General features: G+C 48.3%; 24 protein-coding genes. 7 read left to right on the top strand and 17 right to left on the bottom strand.

The window, feature by feature from the left end:
- Positions 1-58 precede the first annotated feature (58 nt).
- The 4 genes from KD147_RS17030 to KD147_RS14130 all read left to right on the top strand — a co-directional run bounded on the left by KD147_RS17030 (position 59) and on the right by KD147_RS14130 (position 4,711).
- Positions 59-2,386, top strand: a complete 2,328-nt coding sequence (locus tag KD147_RS17030; RefSeq protein ID WP_212548281.1) for an Ig domain-containing protein — start codon at positions 59-61, stop codon at positions 2,384-2,386.
- Between the two features lie 265 nt (positions 2,387-2,651).
- On the top strand, positions 2,652-3,365 hold the full coding sequence (fadR, locus tag KD147_RS14120; RefSeq protein ID WP_105254999.1) for a fatty acid metabolism transcriptional regulator FadR: 714 nt from the start codon (positions 2,652-2,654) through the stop codon (positions 3,363-3,365).
- 274 nt (positions 3,366-3,639) lie between these two features.
- On the top strand, positions 3,640-4,245 hold the full coding sequence (locus KD147_RS14125; protein WP_105255000.1) for a peroxiredoxin: 606 nt from the start codon (positions 3,640-3,642) through the stop codon (positions 4,243-4,245).
- A gap of 118 nt (positions 4,246-4,363) precedes the next feature.
- The gene (locus KD147_RS14130) at positions 4,364-4,711 is read left to right on the top strand and encodes a 2OG-Fe(II) oxygenase (RefSeq protein ID WP_105255001.1); all 348 of its coding nucleotides are present in this window, start codon (positions 4,364-4,366) and stop codon (positions 4,709-4,711) included.
- A 35-nt stretch (positions 4,712-4,746) separates the two neighbouring features.
- Here the strand turns inward: KD147_RS14130 and KD147_RS14135 are convergent, their stop codons facing one another.
- The 5 genes from KD147_RS14135 to KD147_RS14155 form a co-directional block, all read right to left on the bottom strand.
- Positions 4,747-6,576 carry a DEAD/DEAH box helicase gene (locus KD147_RS14135; protein ID WP_105255002.1) on the bottom strand — a complete coding sequence of 610 codons (1,830 nt, stop codon included), beginning with the start codon at positions 6,574-6,576 and terminating at the stop codon, positions 4,747-4,749.
- A gap of 332 nt (positions 6,577-6,908) precedes the next feature.
- On the bottom strand, positions 6,909-7,175 hold the full coding sequence (locus KD147_RS14140) for a GrxA family glutaredoxin (RefSeq protein WP_105255003.1): 267 nt from the start codon (positions 7,173-7,175) through the stop codon (positions 6,909-6,911).
- Between the two features lie 100 nt (positions 7,176-7,275).
- Entirely contained in the window at positions 7,276-7,554 is a 279-nt protein-coding gene (locus KD147_RS14145) for a peptidylprolyl isomerase (RefSeq protein ID WP_105190458.1), read from the bottom strand.
- 10 nt (positions 7,555-7,564) lie between these two features.
- Positions 7,565-8,581: a Kelch repeat-containing protein gene (locus KD147_RS14150; protein WP_502710235.1), complete on the bottom strand. Its 1,017-nt coding sequence runs from the start codon at positions 8,579-8,581 to the stop codon at positions 7,565-7,567.
- Between the two features lie 22 nt (positions 8,582-8,603).
- Complete coding sequence (locus tag KD147_RS14155) at positions 8,604-9,095, bottom strand: TlpA family protein disulfide reductase (RefSeq protein WP_212548282.1); 492 nt, start codon at positions 9,093-9,095, stop codon at positions 8,604-8,606.
- 219 nt (positions 9,096-9,314) lie between these two features.
- Here KD147_RS14155 and KD147_RS14160 point away from each other — a divergent pair, with 219 nt between their 5' ends.
- The 3 genes from KD147_RS14160 to KD147_RS14170 all read left to right on the top strand — a co-directional run bounded on the left by KD147_RS14160 (position 9,315) and on the right by KD147_RS14170 (position 10,770).
- On the top strand, positions 9,315-9,761 hold the full coding sequence (locus tag KD147_RS14160) for an Hsp20 family protein (RefSeq protein ID WP_105255005.1): 447 nt from the start codon (positions 9,315-9,317) through the stop codon (positions 9,759-9,761).
- 164 nt (positions 9,762-9,925) lie between these two features.
- Positions 9,926-10,267, top strand: coding sequence for a Fis family transcriptional regulator (locus KD147_RS14165; RefSeq protein WP_212548283.1), 342 nt, complete (start codon positions 9,926-9,928; stop codon positions 10,265-10,267).
- Between the two features lie 11 nt (positions 10,268-10,278).
- Positions 10,279-10,770: a LabA-like NYN domain-containing protein gene (locus KD147_RS14170; RefSeq protein ID WP_212548284.1), complete on the top strand. Its 492-nt coding sequence runs from the start codon at positions 10,279-10,281 to the stop codon at positions 10,768-10,770.
- 6 nt (positions 10,771-10,776) lie between these two features.
- Here KD147_RS14170 and KD147_RS14175 read toward each other — a convergent pair whose 3' ends face one another.
- From KD147_RS14175 to KD147_RS14230, 12 genes are all read right to left on the bottom strand, one after another.
- The gene (locus KD147_RS14175; protein WP_212548285.1) at positions 10,777-11,292 is read right to left on the bottom strand and encodes a hypothetical protein; all 516 of its coding nucleotides are present in this window, start codon (positions 11,290-11,292) and stop codon (positions 10,777-10,779) included.
- On the bottom strand, positions 11,289-12,473 hold the full coding sequence (locus KD147_RS14180; protein ID WP_212548286.1) for a peptidylprolyl isomerase: 1,185 nt from the start codon (positions 12,471-12,473) through the stop codon (positions 11,289-11,291). Before KD147_RS14180 ends, KD147_RS14175 begins: the two co-directional genes overlap by 4 nt.
- Positions 12,473-13,486 carry a phospholipase C/P1 nuclease family protein gene (locus KD147_RS14185; protein ID WP_105255010.1) on the bottom strand — a complete coding sequence of 338 codons (1,014 nt, stop codon included), beginning with the start codon at positions 13,484-13,486 and terminating at the stop codon, positions 12,473-12,475. Before KD147_RS14185 ends, KD147_RS14180 begins: the two co-directional genes overlap by 1 nt.
- A gap of 98 nt (positions 13,487-13,584) precedes the next feature.
- Positions 13,585-15,141, bottom strand: coding sequence for a cryptochrome/photolyase family protein (locus tag KD147_RS14190; protein WP_212548287.1), 1,557 nt, complete (start codon positions 15,139-15,141; stop codon positions 13,585-13,587).
- A gap of 13 nt (positions 15,142-15,154) precedes the next feature.
- Positions 15,155-16,504, bottom strand: coding sequence for a DASH family cryptochrome (locus KD147_RS14195; protein WP_212548288.1), 1,350 nt, complete (start codon positions 16,502-16,504; stop codon positions 15,155-15,157).
- A 44-nt stretch (positions 16,505-16,548) separates the two neighbouring features.
- Positions 16,549-17,721 (bottom strand): type III PLP-dependent enzyme, encoded by a 1,173-nt coding sequence (locus tag KD147_RS14200; RefSeq protein WP_212548289.1) that lies wholly within the window; start codon positions 17,719-17,721, stop codon positions 16,549-16,551.
- Positions 17,722-17,878: 157 nt separating this feature from the next.
- Positions 17,879-18,853: a DUF4382 domain-containing protein gene (locus KD147_RS14205; RefSeq protein WP_105255013.1), complete on the bottom strand. Its 975-nt coding sequence runs from the start codon at positions 18,851-18,853 to the stop codon at positions 17,879-17,881.
- Positions 18,854-18,914: 61 nt separating this feature from the next.
- Positions 18,915-19,508: a hypothetical protein gene (locus KD147_RS14210; protein WP_212548290.1), complete on the bottom strand. Its 594-nt coding sequence runs from the start codon at positions 19,506-19,508 to the stop codon at positions 18,915-18,917.
- Positions 19,509-19,723: 215 nt separating this feature from the next.
- On the bottom strand, positions 19,724-20,692 hold the full coding sequence (lipA, locus tag KD147_RS14215; RefSeq protein ID WP_212548291.1) for a lipoyl synthase: 969 nt from the start codon (positions 20,690-20,692) through the stop codon (positions 19,724-19,726).
- Positions 20,692-21,381 carry a lipoyl(octanoyl) transferase LipB gene (gene lipB, locus KD147_RS14220; RefSeq protein WP_105255016.1) on the bottom strand — a complete coding sequence of 230 codons (690 nt, stop codon included), beginning with the start codon at positions 21,379-21,381 and terminating at the stop codon, positions 20,692-20,694. The genes lipA and lipB overlap by 1 nt, the downstream gene beginning before the upstream one ends.
- Entirely contained in the window at positions 21,362-21,640 is a 279-nt protein-coding gene (gene ybeD / locus KD147_RS14225) for a DUF493 family protein YbeD (protein WP_105190444.1), read from the bottom strand. Before ybeD ends, lipB begins: the two co-directional genes overlap by 20 nt.
- Before the next feature lie 154 nt (positions 21,641-21,794).
- Complete coding sequence (locus KD147_RS14230; RefSeq protein WP_105255017.1) at positions 21,795-22,958, bottom strand: serine hydrolase; 1,164 nt, start codon at positions 22,956-22,958, stop codon at positions 21,795-21,797.
- Positions 22,959-22,999 lie beyond the last annotated feature (41 nt).

Below are 22,999 nucleotides of genomic sequence, written 5' to 3' on the forward strand. Positions count from 1 at the left end.
TGATGTGTATTTCCTACCATTTGATGACCAAGGTGTATCTACAGGTGAGTTTCAGCATGTGTTAGATGTGCCAAGTGGAATTGGCAATTACTCTATAAAGCTGTTGCCAGACCAAGATTTGGTGCTGATACTCGGGGACACAGCTATGGTGCAATATCAAATCGTTGATCAGCAGGCGGTGGAAGTAGGCCGTTACACACACGAAGATTTCGAATTACCTAATCATTACAGCACTTATATTCACCCTGATGGAACCTTGTTGGATTTTATAGGCAATGTTTATCCTTGGGATGGCTCTATTTATTCTGTTCCATTTAGTGTTCCTAAATTGGCTGAATTTATGACCCCCGATGTTTTGGTTTTAGATCAAAACGATGGATTTATTGTATTAAAATCATATACCAGTAATGTGGTGCGTTTTAACTGGCCACTAAGCGAAGACTCGAGTCCACAATTAATAGCTAACAATTGGGATGGGAGCAAATTCCTTGGTGTTGGTTCTCATACTGACTGGGTAAGAGTTAAGCCGAATGCATTTAGCCCATGGTTATTTGATCCTACTGATCCATTGGCAAGAATAAATAGTAACTTCACCTACCCACATTGGTTGAAGAGCTATCAAGTTATAACTGGGCAAAGGTCATACGGTAACAAGGAAGGGTTTGAAGACCGCCCTGTACAAATTAACAATGTCCTCTGGTTGGGCCCCCTAAAAATTGAACCGGTAGGAGAAACGTATCAGTTTGACTATTTTAGTACTCTTCACCTATCGAATAATGATCTGCTAGTGAATAGACGAGACAACCAAGGCTCACCAGCATGGGGAAACGACTTTCAACAAATAAGCTCTGAAATATCCTTGGGGTTGTCTCGATATACACTGAATGAAACAGGGGAGATTCAATCGAAAACTGTACTTGAGGGGCAAAGTCAAGGTAGTTGGGCACAGTTGATTATGGCAGAGCCGCTATCAAACAAAGTATTTGCCCTTGTCTTAAACCCAAATGATACCTTTGTTTATGCTCAGATTTATAAAGATGAGCAGCTATTGTCTGAGTATCCAGTATTTCAATACGGGCATTTTTTTGGGCAACCAATTCATGGAGCTGACAGTCGTCCAGTGATCTCTCCTGACAAAGCACACGTTTATTTTGAGGTGAATGAGGAGGTTTACTACTGTGACATTGAGGAGCTAACAACGCTCAATAACTGTGCTCAGATCTATGTTGAAAAGCTTACCTTTCCGCGCATCAGTGCTTACAAGGACGGAATCGTTTATTGGGGAACTCACAGGCATAAATTTATCAGCATATCTCACAATAACGACGAGTTACTTGTAGAAGATAAGTGGGCTGGAAAATTTGAAGACGGCTGCTGTGTTGAAACGGTATTTTATAACCCTGTTACAGACCGCTTGTTTGTAGATGACATGGAATTATTGCCTGACGGTAGTGTGGAGAAGTTGAACGTGCAGGCCAGACGTCCTTATTTTTATAATGAAACTACCAAACTTGCTTTTGGTTCGGGTTACAGCACCAGTGGATCATTTGGTTATGACATCAACACGGACAGCTACTATCAAGTTGAGTTTATGAATCACCTGTATCCCCAAGTCTCAGAGGGTTCCTTAAGAGCGTACTTGGGTTCTGACCTACTGGTGTTTGACAACCCCTATGTGAAAAACGGTATTGAAGTAATCAAGGCGCCATTTCTTGTTAACGTGGCAGTGGATTTCAACGAGCCTGACACCATTTATTCCTACGAGGAGTTAACACTTCCTATTTATGAGCTGTTTACTTCTGAACCTGAGTTTCAAGAAACTTGGATGCTGGCGATAGGCTATAGTAGCGAAGATAATAAAAATGCGGTGCCGAAAGATAACTATATTCGCTTTACAATTGAAAAAGCTTACTCCCTAGCCCATGACGGTAGTTTTCCCTTTAAATTAGTGACTGAACAAGGGTCATGGCGAGCCACATTTCCACTAAAAACTCAGTTGCTTAATTTAAACGAGGCGCCTGTGTTTCAAAAAGTATATGACCAACGAATGACTGTTGGCACTGAATATGAGGGAGCGTTATGGGATATCGTTAGTGATCCCGACGGCGATAATCTTATCTTTACTACAGAAGGTTTGCCAGCTGGCTTAGTGCTTGACGGCAGTTACATTTCAGGTGTGCCAACCAAAGCAGGTGATTATCTGGTTACTGTTACGGCAACTGATCCTTTAGGGCTAACGGCCCAAGTTCAGTTTTATATTAAAGTGGAAAATGCCGACTCAGACGACTTAAGCAGCTCAGGTGGTAGTTTGGGTTATCTAATCGTGTTCATGTTGATGGGAGCTCGTTGGCTGCGTCAGCAGAAAACACCACTAAAGAAGGGTTAACGAGTAGGTGCAATATGAGTTATCTATTTTGTTTTTGACTAAATATATTAGCGCCGAATAGATAAACGAGTTTTCTGTACCTGCACCTGGGTCTATGCAAGCACCAGCCAAACGCCGGGAAAAGCTGATACTTTATTATTGTCTTGTGCAATTGCCAGTTTTACTCGGTGTGCTTTACAGTGAAGTTTTCTTGTTAGTTGCTAATCATCTGGTACAATCAGTGGGATAATTAAAATTACATAAACCGTGGTGAAGTGGACCTTAGATGAGAATTTTTAAAGCGAAAAGCCCAGCTGGATTTGCTGAGGAATACATAGTTGAGTCCATCTGGAATGGTGAGTTTCCACCAGGCTCTATTCTTCCTGCCGAGCGCGAACTATCGGAACTCATCGGCGTGACTCGTACGACACTGCGTGAAGTTTTACAACGCCTTGCTCGTGATGGCTGGCTCACCATTCAACATGGTAAGCCAACGCGAGTAAATAACTTTTGGGAAACCTCGGGTCTTAATATTCTTGAGACGCTGGCGCGTCTTGACGAAGATAAAATGCCCGAGCTGACCGATCAGCTACTGTCAGCACGCACCAACATCAGTGCCATCTATATGCGTGCGGCGATCAAAATCGACCCAGAGCGTGTAAAGGAAATTGTTGCCGAGCGTGACGGTGTTGAAGACACGGCTCAGGCCTTTGCCGACTATGATTATTTGGTACACCATCACCTTGCCAGTGCCGGAAACAACAAAATTTATGTGTTGATCCTCAATGGCTTTAAAGGCTTTTACTCAAAAATCGGTTGTCACTACTTCTCTGATCCCCGTACTCGTGAGTTAGCGCGTCAATTCTATTCTGATCTGGCAGAGCTGGCCGAGAAGCAAGACCACGACGGTGCCATTTCCCTAATGCGTCGTTATGGCCATCAGAGCGGTCAAATCTGGCAGGAAATTCGTGGCGATATGCCCGAAGACATTATGGATTAATTAAAGAGCCTGCGAATGCAGGCTTTTTTGTGCCTGAACAGCTAAAAATTAAACAATCACTTTTTTCGATAACTGCTATCGTTAAATGCGATTGTTCTTTTGCGCCCTAGCTCAGTAACATAGCGCCCAAGAATATAAATGTACGTATTTTTAATGTCGGGGTTGTTTTTCAAAAGCCCGCCACTATATCTATGTGCAGGAATAAATACAGGCTAGGCGGCCTCGTCGTCTCAGCCGCAAAGTACGATAAACTCAAACTATTTTGGAGAATAAAATGGGTGTATTAGTAGGCCGCAAGGCACCAGACTTTACAGCTGCAGCAGTGCTAGGTAACGGCGAAATCGTTGATGCATACAACCTACACGAGACAATCAAAGGCAAGAAAGCGGTTATCTTTTTCTACCCACTTGATTTCACTTTCGTTTGTCCTTCAGAGCTAATTGCTTTCGACAAGCGTTATGAAGAATTCCAAAAGCGTGGCGTTGAAGTAATCGGTGTTTCTATCGATTCACAATTCTCACACAACGCATGGCGTAACACTGCTGTTGCAGACGGCGGTATCGGTCAAGTTAAGTACGCTCTAGTAGCTGACGTTAAGCACGAAATCTGTCAAGCATACGACGTTGAGCACCCAGAAGCGGGCGTTGCTTTCCGTGGTTCTTTCCTAATTGACGAAGAAGGCACTGTACGTCACCAAGTAGTTAACGACCTACCTCTAGGCCGTAACATCGACGAAATGCTACGCATGGTTGACGCGCTAGCGTTCCACAGCGAGCACGGTGAAGTATGTCCTGCTGGTTGGACTGAAGGTAAAAAAGGTATGGACGCAAGCCCTGAAGGTGTTGCTAAGTTCCTATCTGAAAACGAAGGCGACCTATAAGGTTTTACCCTCGTTTGAAAAACCGCGCTTAGGCGCGGTTTTTTTGTGCCTAAATAATTGCGAAAGTTGTCGATTATCAGCAAGATGGCAGTGAGCTATGATTATAAGGAATAACCTAATGCGTTGGTTATGGTGGCAGAAGGGGCGTCAGCAGTCCGGCTATGACAAAATGTTGTTGGCTGGCGCATATTGGCCGATTAAGTTTGATTGTTATCTTTTGCGCTTCAAACAAGGAAGCTTTATCCAGCGCCATACGGATACAGTGGAGTCTGGTCGCCATTATCGCCTTAATATAGTCTTAAAAGCTGCTAAGAAGGGCGGTGAGTTTGAATGCGAGCAACCTATCTATACCAGCAAGCGTATCAAGCTGTTTAGACCGGATGTTAACGCTCATGCCGTTACCTTAGTGGAAGAAGGTACGCGTTATGTATTCAGCGTCGGCTGGATACGCGGCGATAAGACATAAAAAAAACCGCCCTTGGGCGGTTTTTTTAATTTTGCTTATTGAAAGCTAACAGCGCGACGCTCTTTGCGTGGACCACGGCTTTTCGCATTTGGGTCACGGAAGCTGCGCTTCTTGCCTTCGTTGCGGTCATTACGCTCGCGTGGAGGACGTGAATCACGTTGCTCGCGTGGCGCATTCGCTTCGCTTGGACTTAGCGTTAGCTTCATCGGGCGCTTACAGATGAATACTTTTTGGAAGTGCGCAACTTTCTCAGCGGGCATACCTTGCGGTAGCTCAACGGTACTGTGGGCCTCAAACAAACGGATGTCACCGATGTACTTGCTGGAGATATCCGCTTCATTGGCAATCGCACCAACGATGTTCTTAACCTGTACACCGTGCTCACGGCCTACTTCGATACGGTAGGTATCCATCGGCATGTTCGAGTCGCGGCGCTCGCGACGTGGCTTATCACCATCACGACGATTGTCATCGCGGCGACGTTCACCGCGCTCACCACGTTCGTTACGGCGCTCATTGCGCTCACCGCGCTCTGGACGTTCCTTCGCTTTGATCTCTTCCACTTTCAATGGCGTCTGCTGTTGCGCCAGGCATAGCAGGGCCGCGGCAAGGTCGCCTTGGCTAAGTTGCAGCTTGTTACCGATTGAATTGGCAACCTGGGCAAAGAACTCGCTGTCTTTGTGCTCAAGGGCGGCGGCAATCTTGGTTTCAAGGGCGTCGATACGCTTTTGCTCAACCATTTTAGCACTTGGTAGCTGTACTTCTGCGATGTCGCTCTTGGTGTGGCGTATAATGTTTTTAAGCAGGTAACGCTCGTTACCCTTAACAAACAAGATGGCCTTACCTTGGCGACCAGCACGACCAGTACGGCCGATACGGTGTACATAGGCTTCACTGTCTTGTGGGATATCGTAGTTCACAACCAGACTGATGCGTTCAACATCAAGGCCACGTGCCGCTACGTCGGTAGCAATAACGATATCAAGTAAGCCGCTCTTCAGACGGTCTACGGTGCGCTCACGGGCTTGCTGGTTCATGTCGCCGTTAAGCGGTGCCGCGGAGAAACCTTCGCGCTCTAGCAGTTCTGCCAGCTGTACCGTGTCGTTACGGGTACGTACGAATACGATAGCGGCGTCAAACGTTTCCGCTTCCAAGAAGCGCACGATAGCATTGTTCTTGTGTACGCGGGCTTGCCAGTAAACCTGTTCTATGGTCGATACCGTGCTGTTACGTGGCGTGATGCGCACTTGCTCGGCGTCTTGCAGGTAGGTTTTACAGATAGACTGAATTTGTTTTGGCATAGTCGCAGAGAACAAACAGGTTTGCTTGGTTTCTGGCGTTTGCGCCATGATGCTTTCTACATCGTCGATAAAGCCCATGCGCAGCATTTCATCCGCTTCGTCCAACACAAGTGCGCTAAGACGAGATAGGTCGATAGACTTACGGCTGATGTGATCCAATAGACGACCAGGGGTCGCGACGATGATTTGTGCGCCGCGACGCAATGCACTTAGCTGGATACCGTAGCTCTGGCCACCGTAAAGTGCTAAGACTTCTACGCCCCTAGTAAATTTTGCATATTGCTCGAACGCTTCCGCTACCTGGATAGCAAGCTCACGAGTGGGGGTAAGTACAAGGATCTGCGGGTGCTTAGCATCGGCATCGATGTTGTTCAATAAAGGCAAAGCAAAGGCAGCAGTTTTACCTGTACCTGTTTGCGCCATTCCCAAGACATCCTTTTTGTCGAGTAAAAGGGGAATACATTGAGTTTGGATCTCGGAAGGAGTCTCATAACCCAACTGTTCCACTGCTTTTAAGATAGCAGGAGAAAGGTTCAACGACTCAAAGGTGACTGGTTCTGACATTAAAACGCCTCAGGAATTCAAAGAGCGCGCATTGTACAGGAATGAAGCAGTAATTGCTTGTATAAATTGAAACTATTTCCTATGTGATTGGTTTTGTATGAAATTTAATCAGGTGTATTTTAGGAAACCTGTGTAAACGGCATAAATAAAGGGTTTTCTGTTAGCGAATAAAGAGTTTTTTAGTCCTTGTTAAAGTAGAAATGGCAGGATAAAAATGCTGAAAATAGGGCGTTTGTTGATTTGTTTCGCGCTACGCTTGTTTTTTTAATTTTTAGTTTGTTTTATGAACAAATGAAAACGCCGCTTTGGTGAGCGGCGCTTCAGGGTAGCTGTTATTCTTGATACAGACCCAAGTTTGCCTTGGCGTAGGCTTCAAATTCCGTAAAGCCACCGATATGCTCTTGGTCGATAAAAATTTGCGGTACTGTTTCACACGGCTTGCCGGCAGACTTTTCCAGATCCGCCTTGCTGATCCCTTCTTTGATGATATCCACGTAGCGAAATTTAAAATCGTCACGTTGTTCGGCTAATTGGCTAGCAACATCTTTCGCACGTACGCAAAAGGGACAACCATCACGACCAAATATAACAGTTAACATAATCTCTCCAGTGCTTCTTTTAAGGTACAGGAGGCAGTGTAGCGAGCTTAGGAGCTCGGGTAAAATGCCAAAAACCGATTTATCTGTTCGTTAAAAACGATTAACTGCGATAAACGGTTTTAATCAGGTGATAGCCGAACTTGGTCTTCACCGGGCCATGCACTTCAAATAATGGTTTTTTGAAGACCACATCGTCAAATGCCTTGACCATGGTGCCGCGTTCAAACTCACCGAGATCGCCGCCGCGTTTTTTCGACGGGCAGGTTGAGTACTGTTTGGCAAGCTTATTAAAGTCGCCGCCTTTATCGAGCTTGGCTTTAATTGCTAAACATTCTTCTTTGCTCTTCACCAGGATGTGGTAGGCACAGGCTTTGGCCATGATGTTACTCCTAAAATTTAAATCGATACGGTGTGATCTGGTCTAACACCTTTTGCTTCTCGCCAATGCCACCAATGCGATAGGCGGTGCCCTCATGGGCGAGCAGACCTCTGTGGTCCATGGTTGCTCTTTGGGCGTGTTCCATCCGTTGCCAGCGGTTGCTGGGAACATCAAAACGCCAGACCTGACTTGAGGGCGAGCTGGGTTTGCCATTATACCCTATGCCGTTGTAGTTGTAGGGGTTAGGTGAGCCACCGATAAATACCAGGTTGCCGTTGATGGTGCCCGCAGCCATACGATAATGCGCCTTGCCGCTGGGGTGGGCAATGCTGTGCCATGAGACCTGGCGAGGGTCTTGTGGGTCGATAACCCCTTTTAGGCATTGGGCTTTAGCGGCAAAGCCGCGACGTTTTTCGGCATAGGCCACGGTTTTAACCCCGTCACAAATTATCATCAGGTTCTCGTTAATTGCGCCGGCGTGGCCAAATACCGCATCGCCGAGAAAGGGGGAGGCCTGTGACCATCTGTCTTTAGCGATATCATATACCTGTACCAGATTGACATTGCCGTCGTTGTGCCAACCGCTGATCAGATAAATATACTGGTCGTTGTAGTTGAGGGCGACGCTGTCGTCCACCGGCACCGGCATATTAGCCAACTGTTGGTACTGATCTTTTTCCACGTCATAGCGATAGGCATCCGGCACCGAGATCTCTGTGTGATCGGCGGCCACTGTGTAACCGCCAAACACATAGGCATACTTGCCAACGCCTACGGCGGTGGCGGCGAGGCGGCCCGATAGCTGGGTTGACGCCGGAACCGGCGCCTTTGCTTGCCAGGCATTGCTGCCCAGTTTTAACGCCCACACCTTGTTATGAACATCAAGGTGCGTTTTACCCGCCCCCAGGCCCATAAAGCTCAGGAAATAACTGCCTTGATCGGTGTTTACCTTGGCCACCGCATTGTTGCTGACCGGCTCCGGCAGCGCCGGTAACTCTGCGGCGAACAGGGAGCCACTCAGGGCCAGGCCCATAGCGGCGCAAAGCATTCTAATCATCTGATTTACCTCTTAATTTAATACCTAGCTCGGTGGAGTAACCCATTGCACGTGCACTAATAGATAAAGATTCATCAATCACGTAATAGGTTGGAAAGGCGGATATTTTATATTGCTGTGCGGTGTATTCGCTACCTAAAAGTATAGGCATTGTCAGCTGTAAATCATCGACAAATTCGCTTACCTGTGCCTGCGACTGGTAGTCCAGAGCGATAGCGATGGCATGAACGTCGCCCCGATCCATGGCTTTTTGTAGATTTGGCATAGATAACTTACACACGGTGCACCAGGGGGCAAAAAAATACAGCACGGTTTTTTGCCCTTGCAACTCCTTAATACTAAAGCGAGCGTCACTATGCAGTTGGGGCAGGGAAAAATACGGAGCCGGGCTGTGGTCGGCAGACAAAAGGTGGCGCTCCTGATAGGCACTCACCGCGAAAAATACCACCGCTATGACCACGAGTTGGAAAAAAAACTTTTTCATTAAAATCCTTTAATTTCAATTTGATACTTATTTTAGACCGGCTTTTCTAAGAAAAATGTGAAATTATTATCTTGAAATTAAAAGCACCGTCCATACATCAGATTATGAGGACGCCATAAAGGGTCCTAACCAAACTAAAGTTATTGATATTTATACATAAAGGTTGTTTGTTCAGCAGAAAAACAACCGCCAAATATTGCTTAAATTGAGGATATTATTATGCGTACAGTAGACCTTTCTCCACTATATCGTTCATTTATCGGTTTTGACCACCTGGCATCACTTATGGATGCGGCGGCACGCACCGATAAACAACCAAGTTACCCGCCTTATAACATTGAGGCTCTGGGTAAAGATCAGTACAGAATTACCATGGCCGTGGCCGGTTTCAGCGACAATGAGCTGACCATTGAGTCGGAGAATAACACGCTCAAGGTGACCGGAACAAAGGCCGATAAAGAATCTCAAGAAGAGCGCAAATTTATCCATCAGGGTATTGCCGAGCGCAACTTCGAGCGCAAGTTCCAACTTGGCGATCACGTCAAAGTATTGGCCGCAAGTTTGGAAAATGGCCTGCTGGTTATAGATCTAGAGCGTGAAATTCCAGAAGCCTTAAAGCCACGCAAAATTGAAATTGGCAAAGGCAACTTACTAGAAAGTAAGTAATCAGTTAAGATATCTCCCTGTGATGCGCCGCCCTTTTTGGGCGGCTTTTTTGTGTTTAATACCAATTCACTTAAATAGCTAATTATTCTAGCGGGCTAAATATTATGCTCTCAGCGCTATATCTGATCACATACTTAACAGAATTGGTATAAAAGGTGTTAACAATGACGAAAACAGACAAAAAACGCGATAAGCAATTGCGCGAGTTATTAACTGGGCTGTGTGAACAGCACTGTAAAATAATCAAGGGTTTTAGTTGGTTAACTCATCACATTGACTGGAAAAACCCGCAAGCAAGCGTCACACTCACGGTGGTTTTCGATAATGACACCAAGCGTGATGCATTTATCAGCTCAGGCGAGCGAGCACGACTTGAGCGCGTTATTCAAATTAGTTTAAAGTCGGTGGGGCTGAACCTGAAAAATGCCGCTAAACAACTCAGATATGACACCGAAGAGCAGTGCCAGTTACAGCACCAGGGTAATTGGGCCAAACGATTAAATTAGGGATATAACCGATGGACACCTCAAAACCCAGTGCTGCTATTTTTGTGGACGTGCAGAACATCTATTACACCTGCAGAGAAAGCCAAGGGCGTAATTTTGATTACAATGCATTTTGGCGTGAAGTGAGCAGCCAGTACGATATTCAGCATGCATTTGCCTACGCTATTGACCGGGGTGATGCAAAGCAGCGGGAGTTTCAAAATATCCTTCGCGCGATAGGATTTGAGGTCAAGCTAAAGCCCTTTATCCAACGCGCCGACGGCTCAGCCAAGGGTGATTGGGATGTGGGGATCACTCTGGATGCCATAGAGTATGGCTGCCAGACCGACACCATCATTTTACTTTCCGGCGATGGCGATTTTGACCTGTTAGCGATAAAGCTACGCGACGAAAAAAACAAGCGTGTGGAAGTGTATAGCTGTGAAAAGCTCACCGCTGCATCGTTAATAAATGCCGCCAGTTACTTTCGCGCCATTGACTCCAGTTTGTTGCTAGGCCGATAGGCTCGCCTATTTGTGGCCTGCCAGCTCTGCTTCGAGTTGTTGCTGCATCTGCTCTAAGGCATCTATCTTATTGCGTGCAAACTCAAGTTGCTCCGCGCTTATGCCTTCGCGCTCACCTCGTGCCAACAGGCTTTTTAACCCCGCGACCTTGTCCTGAGCAGCGTTTACATAAGCTCGTTTGAGGGCAAGCTGCTGTGCGCCCTGGTATTGCTGATAGGCTTGATGATCGTCGAGATCTCCTTGATAACCCGGTGTTTGCGTATTGTTTTTTGCAATTGGCGGCAGGTACTCGGGCGCCGAGTATTGAGCACTAACCGCTTCTACTTTGTTATCTGGAAGTGTCGTGCTCGGCTCTGCAGGTGCCATTGTCTTAGTGGGGGCCAAAGGTTTGCCTTTGGGTGTTTCGGATGGCGAACCAATAGCGGTTTTAACCTGGGGATCAGGCATCTGGTGCTCTGGGTAAAGGCAATAGAGTGCGATAGTCGCGGTGATTAATAGGGTGCTAAACAAGGTTTTCTTCATTCTTGTAACCCCAGATCTTTACGCCAGGCTAGGTATTGTCGCCGGTAGTTAGCCTGTGCTTGCTCCTTGGCGATGGCATTCATCGCTTGATAGCGCACGGTTTGTGACTGTGCTGGATAAAGGCCATACTCCTTATCCTGACAGTGAATAACCAGCCAGCGGCCTTTTGGTGTGCGTACCGGGCGAGAGATTGTCTGTGCCGGTAAGGTAAAAGCCAGTTGATAGGCAAACCCCTTAGCCTTGTCATCACGGCTAAGCTCGCCCTGGTGTTGGGTAAATATATCTTCATGCGTAGCCAAGGCCGCGGCAAATCCCACTTTCATGGCTTGCTCGTAGAATGCATGCGCCGCTTGTGCATCCTTAAAACGCACGCCTTGCGCGCTAACGCGCTCAATGTAGCGAAAGCTCTGTTGATGGCGCTCATAGTAGCGGGCGATTTGTGTATCACTGATTTCACCTTTAAGGCGCTCAAGCTCGGGGCTTTGCCCATGCAAGGTCTGTTGGACGCCAAGCTGGCCCAGTATGCTGGGTCGTAAAATATCCGCTAAGGCCATCTCTTCGAGTCGTGACAGCGTCAGTTGCTGCTGCTTCAACTTGGCCGCAAGCTGCTTGCTTGCCTCTCGGTACTTATGCCAGCGCGTTAGTTCGGCGATGAAGACGTCTAGGTCAGCGCGATGCAGGCGAAATTTAATTTGCATCGACATACTTTGATAAAAATCACCTAAGTTAAGCGCTGGCCAAGGGCCGTTTTCCGGCAGCAGTTCGACGCTGTTTAGCTGTGCAAGTCTGTCGGTGCTTAGCCGGCCATCGCTTGGGTAGCTGCCAAGGGTTTGGCTTAGCCACTGGGCTGTCCAAAAAGGAGTTTGCGGCAGTGCCGGCAGGGTGCTGGGGTCAAGCCAAGCATGCACTTGCCAGGCGTTTAGCAGGTAGCGGCGGACATGGTACTGATTATCAAACCCCACCTCGGCCTGGCGCAACAGGAGGTGAGGAAAGGTGTGCTGCGCCTGCACTAACAAAAACGCATTCTCAATAAGGCGCTCCCTGCTTTGCGCGGCTAACTCCTGGCTTTGTTGTTGGTAAAGCGTGCGCATAAAGGAGACTTCCTGAGGCGTGGGCAGTTGTGCATAAGCCCAAGAAGATAGGCCAAAAAGGCCTATCAAAATAATGGCTCGCAGTCGCATTAATGCTGCTCCATCGCGTGATTTAGCAGGTGCACCACCATGGCGATGGCATGGGGGATCACCATACGGCCAATTTGTACACGATCATAATGATCTTCAGAATTCAGCACTATGCCGCCCTGGGCATAGCTGAATGCCCCGCCTTGGGTTAGCAGTGGGCGGATGTCCTGACTTTGCGGGTCAAGGGCAGCGAATGAGGCCATGGCGTTGGAGACCAAAGTAAAGTCATTAAGCTGCTCTTGATCATAGTAGTCATTGACCCAGCTTTCCCAACTTGAGTGATTGAGGGCCGAGGTGGTCCAGGTATGATGCGGTTGCAGTAGATCTGTGGTGTGAAATACAAACCCTAATACCTGAGGGTTACCGCTTTGCAGGTAGCTTTGATACCAGTACTGACCCAAGTTATCTATGGGCTGGAACGGCATTTCCTCAAAGTCATCATACATGCTGTAGCTGGAGTAGCTATCGATGCGATAGTGTGCTTCGGTGATCCCATAGGTGTTGTACTGGCTGCTGTCGCCAAACCAGCCGCTGGCGCCGCCCTGACCGTCATCCAGGTAGTCGCCCTGCAACCAGGTAGCCGCCATATTGTCGATGTCGCCCCATACGGTGAGCTTTTCATAGTTATAGCCACCAAAGTCATTACCGTGCACATCCGCACCCTGGGTGTGGTTTTGGAAGTGCCAATAACTGGTGTATTTTACGATGCTCTCGGCGACTCCCCAGGCTGGAGCCTGAACACACGAGCCCGACATGGCACCGCAAAAAAAGGTGTCTTCGAAATCATCCACATCGTATGCCGCCTGGCCCAGCAGCTCGGCCAGGGCGGCCACCGACATATTGTGCTGTTGTGCGTATTGTTGCAATTTTGCATAGGCGGTGCTGTTTTGGTTTTGTTGCATATAGGCAATGGCATCAAGCACGATGCGCTTATGGGTTTGCTGACTAAATGCTTGGGCATCGGTGGTAATAGCGGCGATGAATAGGGCGCCGAAAATAAGGGGCTGCTTCATTTTGTTTCCATTTTAGTGTTAAAACAGCCTGTATTTAAATGGGTGCGCCTTACAATCTGGTTACTAAATTGTTAATTTTTAGTTCCTGTTTTGTGTCTTTATAAATCATCGACGTTGTCTAGGCACCACTGGGCTCTATCAAGCACAGCCTGACGGGCTTCATCACTTTGCTTATCCCAGTTTCGATAAATCATGCCAATGCGGTGGTTATTGCCAAAACGTGCTCTGTGCCGGTGTAAAAAGTGCCAATAGAGACTATTGAGTGGGCAGGCGAGGTCGCTGGTTTTTTCCTTGACCTTATAATGGCAGCCTTGGCAGTAATCGCTCATCTTATTGACGTAGTTGCCGCCGGCGCAGTAGGGCTTGGTGGCAATAATGCCGCCATCGGCGAACTGACTCATGCCCCGGGTATTGGGCATTTCCACCCATTCAATGGCATCGACATAAATACCCAGGTACCAGGCATCTACCTGGTCTGGGTCAACGCCCAGCAATAAACAGAAGTTGCCGGTGATCATCAGGCGTTGGATATGATGGGCATACCCATAGTCCAGGCTTTGGCCAATGGCGTGTTGCAGGCAGTTCATTTTTGTTTTGCCGTTCCAGAAAAATTGAGGCAGGGCATGGTGCGCCTCAAGGGCATTGCTGTGTGCGTACTTGGGCATATTGAGCCAATAGATGCCTCTGACATATTCACGCCAGCCGAGGATCTGGCGCACAAAGCCCTCAACCTGCGCCAGGGCGATCTCGCCTTGGGCTTGATGATAGGCGTCAACGGCCGCCTGAATGACTTGCAGGGGATGCAGTATTTTTGCGTTGAGCGCAAACGACAGGCGGCTGTGATATAAGGACCATTTGGCGTCGCTTTGGCAGGTCATGGCGTCTTGAAAGGTGCCAAATAGAGGTAGCAGGTGATTACAAAAGTGCTCAAGCAACTGCAATGCCTGTTTGCGTGTCACCGGCCACAGCGGGCTGACACCGCCTTTGCCTATGGTCTTTATTTGATGGCGAGCAAGGCGCTCGGCAATTGCCTTAACGTCGTTATCAAAGCTCAAGGGAGGGGGAAGCTGTTTAATATCCTCGGCCTTGAGCTTGTTACGATTTTCTTTGTCGAAGTTCCATTGGCCGCCAAGGGGTTTACCCTGGTCCATCAAGATATCGAAGCGCGTGCGCATCTTGCGATAGAATTGCTCCATGGTGTGGTGGGTATCCACCTGGAAATAGTCGCCTAGTTCTTCAAATCCGAGCATAAAATGCTCACTGTCATAGCGCCTTATCTCAACGCCGCTTAATGTCATCTGCTCCAGCTGCCGGCGCAGCCGATATTCATCCGGGAGCTGATAGCTAAAACGGTCGGCTTGATGCTCGGTGACACAGTGGGCAATTAACTCATTGAGCTGTGCAAACTCTTGGGTGTCGTCCAGAGTAAGGTGTAAAACCTGATGCCCCGCCTGGCTAAGGGCAGACGCAAAACGCTCCATAGCGGCAAAAAAAGCGAGCACCTTTTGGATATGGTGTCGGGTGTAATGCATCTCCTGATGGAGCTCGGCGATTAGGTAGAGCACATCGCTATGCTTGGTTTTAAACCAAGAGTGATTGGCATTGAGTTGGTCGCCTAAAATCAGGCGAACCTCTTTGTATTGTTGCTTGCTCATGCTCGCTCTCTTACTAGTGCCGTGGCCAGCCATTGTGGTCCCGCTCGTATACTTCGATACTGGCACCACCGTAGCGTTTAGTAAACTGGCCATCGGGGTCGAATAACTCGGATTGCTTGGCTATGTTGAAATGCCGTCCGCCGCGGGGGTCGGCTCCAACCCCGGCAATGTACTGCCAGTTGCCATAATTGCTGGCGACGTCGTAATCAATCAAGTGATGCTCGAAGTAGGCGGCGCCATAACGCCAATCAAGTTCCAATTCATTGACAAAACAACTGGCGACGATTTGCCTGCCTCTGTTGGACATCCATCCGCTGGTATTGAGCTGATGCATGAGCGCATTGACCAGCTCAAACTCGGTATTGCCATGACACCAGGCCTGATAGCGCTCGGGGTAAAAGCTCGTATTGGGTGCCGTGTCGCTCATGCCCTTAAAGAGAAACAGGGTGCGCCCTTGTTTTAAGGCCAGCCATTGAAAATACTCCCGCCACAAGAGTTCGAAGTAGATCCAGTAAGTCGATTCATTGGCGCCGCAGCGCTGCTCATAAGCAAGTAGGGCGCTATAGACCTGGCGAGCGCTAAGAGAGCCATTGGCCAGCCAGGGAGAGAGCCCGGTTGAGAACTTGTCGCCATGCAAAGCGTTGCGGGTTTGCTTATAAGAGCTGGCCGCTCGCGTGTGGAAATAGTCATTCAGTGCCTGGGGAGCGCTGTTATTAAACCAAGGCTCTACAAGTTCTTCACGTGAAGGCTCAAGGGGACTGGTCGGTAAATCGCAATGCATTGGTTTAGGTAAGGCGATGGGTTTTTGCAAAGTGGGTTCGATTGCCACCGAGTTTTCGGTTTTCTTGCGAAATTGGCTAAATGTCGCCGGTATATCAGACACAGAAAAGGGTAATTGCTCGGCGCTGAACAAGGTATGGTTATGGGCGTGCCAGAAGGTGAGGTGCTCCATGCGTTGCTTGAGTGTGCGCACCCTATTTATTTCCTCCCAGCCGTGCTGGAAAGCAATGCCGATATCCGTAACTCCCTGCGTTTTTATCAGTTGGGTGAGTTGTTCAAAGCGTTCGATGTGATAAAGGGAGTGGTCGTATGCCGCCAGCTGCTTGGCTAGGTTGGCGAGTGTCGCCTGAGTGAAGATACGCACGGGCTTGGAGTAGTGCTGGTGTGGATAGGCGCCGTGTGCAGATGGAATAAACGTTCTCAGTGGGCAGTAAACAAAAAGAATCTGTCCGCAACGCGCACTCATTAGTCGCAACAGGGCATTATCTTCTACTCTGAGGTCATTGCTAAAGAGATAAAGGCCGATTCGCATACCGATCACAAACAAGGAATTGGAGTCGATAGATACGTATGCGAATAGCATGTGGATCTCTGCCGATGCCTCGGCAGAGATTTAATGAGTCGGGATTAACCGACCTGGGCAACCATAAGTGAGGGCTGCAAGCTGATCAGGGTCGCCTTGGCGAAGAAGTTAAACTCGGTGCTGGTGGTCCAGGTATAGGCACCCATGTTTTCGGTAAACACCAAATCCCCATCCGCTAAGGCCGGCATTAAACAGTTATCGCTGATCACATCGATGCTGTCACAGGTCGGCCCGGTTAAAACACAGGGTTGCACATCTTCGTGTGCCAGGCTGTAAAAGCGCTGCTCGGGCTCACCATAAACTCGGCCACTAAAGGCGCCGTAGACACCATCGTCCATGTAGTACCAGGTAGTGCCACCACGCTGACTTTGGCCCATGACGCTCATTACATGGGTCATAGCCGAAGCAACGATAAAGCGTCCTGGCTCGGCGATAAATTGCACCGTGTCTGGCCAGTTTGCCAGCGCATCACGAATTGGCGCGCAATACTCCTTGATATCGATGGGCTGTCCCGAGTAGCTTACGGGGAAACCACCGCCAATATCCAAGGTATTCATGGCCCCTAGGCCTTCGGCAACAGCAGCTTCAAATACTTTTTTGCACTGTTCAATAGCATGAACATACTTGCCAGCATCCATGGTTTGCGAGCCAACATGAAACGACAAACCGCGCACCCGAATTCCCAACTCTTTTGCACGGGTCAGAAGTGGCAATGCAGCTTCGACCGTGACCCCGAATTTCTTCGACAAGTCGGCGGCCGCGTCTTTATTAGGGAAGCTTAGGCGCAGAAAAAGTTCGACTTGGTCGCGATAGGGCACAAACTTATGCAGCTCATTTTCACTGTCGAACACGAAAGTCGTGCAGCCAAAGTGAAGGGCATGCTCTATGTCACTGATGCGTTTGATCGGATGCGTGTGTATTACCTGTGTAGGTGATACGCCGGCCTGAGCTACCAGGTCCACTTCGCCATTGGTGGCCAAATCAAAACAGCCTCCAAGCTCATTTAATGTGTGTACCACATCAACATGAGGTAAGGGCTTAAGGGCGTAATGTAAGGCTACATTGGGTAACGCACTGGCTAGCTGCAAATAGTTTTCACGCACCTGGTTTAGGTCAAGTACCAGTAACGGGGTGCCGTGCTGCTTAGCAAGCGCAGCGCATAAGGAAAGGTGCTCGTTGTTTGTAGCAAAAGGCTGAGCAAGGGTAGAAACCGACATCATAACTCCAAAAGTTAATTTGGATAGTTACTCTTTCGCCTTGGCAAGAAATGCTGTACTAGGATTGGCTATCTAATAAAAAGTGGCGCAATAATAGCCAAATTATTGCGCCACGCAAGCTAAATTTTAAAAAAATTTATCGCTTTATTTCAGCTGCTTATTCAGCGATATCAAAAGTAACGTTGGCGTCTTCACCCGCTACTACAGTGACGTCCTGAATAGAGTACAGAGTAACCTCTTCATTTAGTACTTCTGCGTCATCAAGGTGTGCCGCACAGGTGTAAGCAAGCTTGTAGTTGCCCGCTGCAACGAAGCCGATCTCGAACTCGTTCATACCGGTTTCTTCGTTCATTACCACGCTAGCCGTAGCAATCGGCGCGTCGGCAGGTGAGGTTTCACCGTCTACGTAAAGGTCTTTAGGCTCAACAACGTCACCGCTGTACAGGTAAACCGCATGACCAAAGGTACCCGTTTCTGGAGCAAGAGCGATGTTGTCTGCCTCACAGGTCTCCATCATGGCGCTTGATACTGTGCCTTCAATGTCTTCAACTTCGGCAAGGTTTTCAAGACGGATACCGGTAGGTTTAAGGTTCACAACTTCGCTGTTGCTAGGATCAACCAGTGATTTTTTCAGGTCGAACTCAAGAACAAATTGGTTTTCGCCTACCGCTAGGGTGAAGTCGTTGATTTGGATCTCGCCGATACCGTCGCTGTTTTTACGGTTAACGACTAAAGGAGCCACGGTATCATCGTTGTATACGATGTGAGAAGTCATTTCGATATTGGCTTCATCACCGTTAATGATGTTGGCACGTAGCCACGCGTATTCACCCGGTGCTACAACTTCATCGTTGATAAGACCGAATACATCGCTACCTGTGAACTCCAACAGGTTAACCATTACCGGCTCACCATCTGCAGTGCGGGTTTCGAACGTTGGGCGCTCGCCGTCTGCGGCGTTGATAATGATGCTATCGAAAGCAACCCATACTTCTTTTGCATTACTGACCGGCGCATCCGATACACCTAGGGTAAACTGAGCCGTCATTGGCTCATTGTTATCATCACTTGAACCACCACAACCTGTTAGTAAGGTAGCTGAGATGGCCGTTGCTAGTAATAGTTTGTTCATAGTTATTGATTCCCTTTGTTTGCAGTATCTTCGAGCTTAACAAACTTGCCTGAACAGACATTTAACAAGCATTGGTCAATGATTGATAGATATGCTGAAAATGCCGTTTGTGCTGCTCAAAAAGGTACTGTCTCAGTTGTCTTTTATTCTCATTGGCGACAAAAGTGACGGCAACGAAGTTATCTTGCTGCCGGGTCTTTTTAAGCTTTATCGGTAGAGCATCATACTGAGGCAAAATAAGCTTCGCTATCGCACTTTGAGGTGGATTTTCAAGGGAAGTGATGTCTATTACGGCACCGGTTGAGGATAAAGAGCGTACCGGCCAAAGCTGGCCTTTTTGGTCTTTCAGTGTAATATCGCTGGGGTTATCGAAGCGCCAACTACGGTGGATCCCCTGAGCTTCAAAGATCTCTGGGGCACCGAGCTGTGGCTGAATGTCGTTATTCTCGGTGAGGTTGAGACTAAGGGGAAACCAAAGCTCAAAATGACCGACTTCTGCGAGCATATACAAGCCCGGGTTATCAAATAAGGGCGCGACATAGTCGGGGAGCGTGGAGCGCAAAGACAGGCCAGCCCCGCCTAGGTTGTCATTATCTAATGGCTTCTCACTGAACAACTGTTGAAAGAAGGCCACTTCTTGATCCGTAAACTCCATGGATTTTCCTCTGCGCACCGATTACGACTGTTAACAAAAAGATGCAAATGCTGGCGCAATGTAGCAAAATAGTACCAATGTTTAAAGATTAAACAAGCATATAGCCGCACTAAAGTGCGCGGTTGAAATAAGTGTAGGGGGTCGTAGGGATTGTGACAACTGTGTGTCTATAATAGGCACGGCACTTGCATTGCACAAGGCCGTGCTGCAATGGATTACTTAACTTCTTTACCCGCCGCTTGCTGGTCGGCATGGTAGCTGGAGCGGACGAAAGGTCCGCAGGCAGCATGAGAAAAGCCAATCTCGTCGGCATATTCTTTCAGGGCATCGAACTCTTCGGGTGGCACATAGCGCTTAACCGCAAGGTGGTGCTTCGAAGGCTGCAGATACTGACCCACGGTCAACATGTCGACATTGTGCTCACGTAAATCGCGTAACACTTCTTCGATTTCACTCATTTCTTCGCCCAAGCCCACCATTAGGCCTGACTTAGTGCGCACTTCTGGGTGAGCTTCTTTAAAGCGACGTAGTAGCTCCAAAGACCATTTATAATCGGCCCCCGGACGCGCGAGTTTATACAAACGCGGTGCGGTTTCCAGGTTGTGGTTAAATACGTCCGGTGGTGTTTCGCTTAGAATTTCAAGCGCACGTTCCATGCGGCCACGGAAGTCCGGCACCAGGATCTCAATGGTAATGCCTGGATTGTGTTTACGAATTTCACGAATACAGTCGGCAAAGTGCTGTGCACCACCGTCACGCAAGTCATCGCGGTCAACCGAGGTGATCACCACATAGCTTAACTTCATGTCTTTAATGGTGAGCGCCAGTTTTTCTGGCTCTGCGGCATCGGGCTTGAGTGGACGACCGTGCGCCACATCGCAAAACGGGCAACGGCGGGTACAAATTGCACCCAAGATCATAAAGGTCGCCGTACCATGGTTAAAACACTCGGATAGGTTAGGGCAGCTCGCCTCTTCACAGACCGAATGCAGGCCATGTTTACGCATAGCTTGTTTAATGCCATCAATGCGTTCGTTTGACTTAGGCAAACGGATTTTCAGCCATTGTGGCTTGCGCAGCATTTCTTCTTTTTCCGTCGGCAAAACCTTTACCGGGATCAATGCCATTTTTTCCGCGTCACGAAGCTTGACGCCTGGCTCCATACGTACAGATGATTTTGTCATTATTTCGCTAAACCTTGTTGGTACTCAACCTCTGCCGGGTTGAGTCGTTTAATTAATTGCTGCACCAGCCCTTGTCCGGCGCTCTCTACGCTTTGTGGACCGCCTAAGTCTTTACATTGCACCATTTGCAGGCCGGCGTAACCACAGGGGTTAATGCGCAGAAACGGGCCTAAATCCATATCGACATTTAAGGCGAGACCGTGGAAGGAACAGCCGCGGCGTACGCGCAGGCCTAACGAGGCAACTTTTGCTTCATTCACGTAGACACCCGGGGCATCTTTTTTGGCATAGGCTTCGACGCCATATTCTTTCAGGCTATCGATAATGCTTTCTTCTAGCCAGGTTACCAGCTCACGAACGCCAATTTTTAGACGACGTAAGTTAAACAGGACATAGAGCATTTGTTGACCTGGGCCGTGATAGGTTACCTGACCACCGCGGTCGACCTGAACCACAGGAATATCACCTGGCATCAGCAGGTGTTCTTCTTTACCGGCCTGACCTTGGGTAAAAACGGGATCGTGTTCTACCAGCCAAATTTCATCGGCGCTTTGCTCATCGCGCTGGTCGGTATAGTCCTGCATGGCATGCCAAATGGGCATGTATTCCTGGCGTCCTAGCTGGCGAACAATTAGATTACTCACTATCTGGGTGTCCTCGGTAGTGCCATTAGAGCACGTAGCGGACATGCTCAAGGCTGCCCAGCTCAGTGTAGATAATTTCGATATGTTCTTTCGATGTTACGGTTGCAATCAAGGTGACCGACTCGTAGTTACCCTTGCTACTAGGCTTGGTTCTTGGCGCGTAGTCGCCCGGAGCATGTTCTTGCATAACTGTAAGTACTTGCTCAGTTAATTCTACGTTAGCAAGGCCCATTACCTTAAAGGTAAATGGACAAGGAAACTCTAGAAATTCATCAAACTTGGTGTTTTTAACCGGCTTGACCATAATGCTTGACCCTCATTAACAACACAGGACGCAGACAAACTAATGGGTTCATTAGTTCTTAATGGGGCATATTCTAGCATTTTTTAGCGCAAAAAAAACGCCCCTCAATAGGGGCGCTTATTCTGGATTAGGCCAGCTGTAAGTATATTTCTACTTACTCAATGATTTGCAAGCGTAAGTAATCGTAGATCTTGCTGAAAAAACCACCTTCTTCAACGCTTTCCAGCGTTACCAGTGGGTAGCTGGCAATGTCTTCACCGGCCAGCTGCAGGTATAAGGTACCTACCTTAGTGCCTTTAGCCAGAGGCGCTTCCAATGTGCTATCTAGCTCAAAATTCGCTTCCAGGTTCTTTTGCTGACCACGAGGGATGGTGATCGGCGTATCTTCTAAAATACCCAGAGAAACCATTTCCTTATCGCCCATCCAAATACGCTGGTCGGCAAATTTATCACCGGCTTGGTACGGAGTAATGGTTTCAAAAAAGCGGAAGCCATAGTTAAGTAGTTTTTTGCTTTCTACCTTACGGGCACGCTCTGAGCTGGTACCCATGACCACGGCGATTAAGCGCATATCGCCCTTGGTTGCAGAAGACACCAGGCTGTATCCGGCATCATCGGTGTGACCGGTTTTAATACCGTCAACGTCCAGGCCCTGATCCCAAAGCAAGCTGTTACGGTTGAACTGCTTGATGCCGTTATAGGTAAAGTCTTTTTCTTTATAGAGTGCGTATTCTTCAGGTACGTCACGAATCAACGCGGCACCTAAGGTCGCCATATCGCGCGGTGTGGTGTAGTGCTCGTTGGTATCTAGGCCGTGGCTGTTAATAAAGTGACTGTTGCTCATGCCTAGCTTCTGCGCGTGCGCATTCATTAAATCGGCAAACGCCGATTCGCTGCCGGCAATGTGCTCGGCCATGGCCACACAGGCATCGTTACCCGATTGGATAATGATACCGCGGTTTAGGTCTTCAACGCTGACCTGTTTACCCACCTCGATAAACATTTTCGATGATTCGGGGAAGTTCTTCGCCCAGGCATTTTCACTCACCGTCACCATGTCGGTGGGGGCGATGTTACCCGCAGCGATTTCTGTACCAATCACATAGCTGGTCATCATTTTGGTTAAACTGGCCGGTGCCAGTTTGGTATCGGCTTCGCCCTCGGCGATCACCTTGCCCGTGGTGAAGTCCACCAGGAAATAACCCTTGGCATTAACCTCAGGAGGGGCGGGAATAATTTGGGCATTAGCAGTAAAAACGGCGCTAGCACATAGCAGTCCACTTAAGCCTTTTAGAAGAGAGTGTTTAATTGATTTCATTATGCTTGTTTAATCTGTTTTGGGTGAAAATGCGATTAGGG

It is taken from the genome of Pseudoalteromonas sp. BDTF-M6, assembly GCF_018334135.1.
Lineage (GTDB): Bacteria > Pseudomonadota > Gammaproteobacteria > Enterobacterales > Alteromonadaceae > Pseudoalteromonas.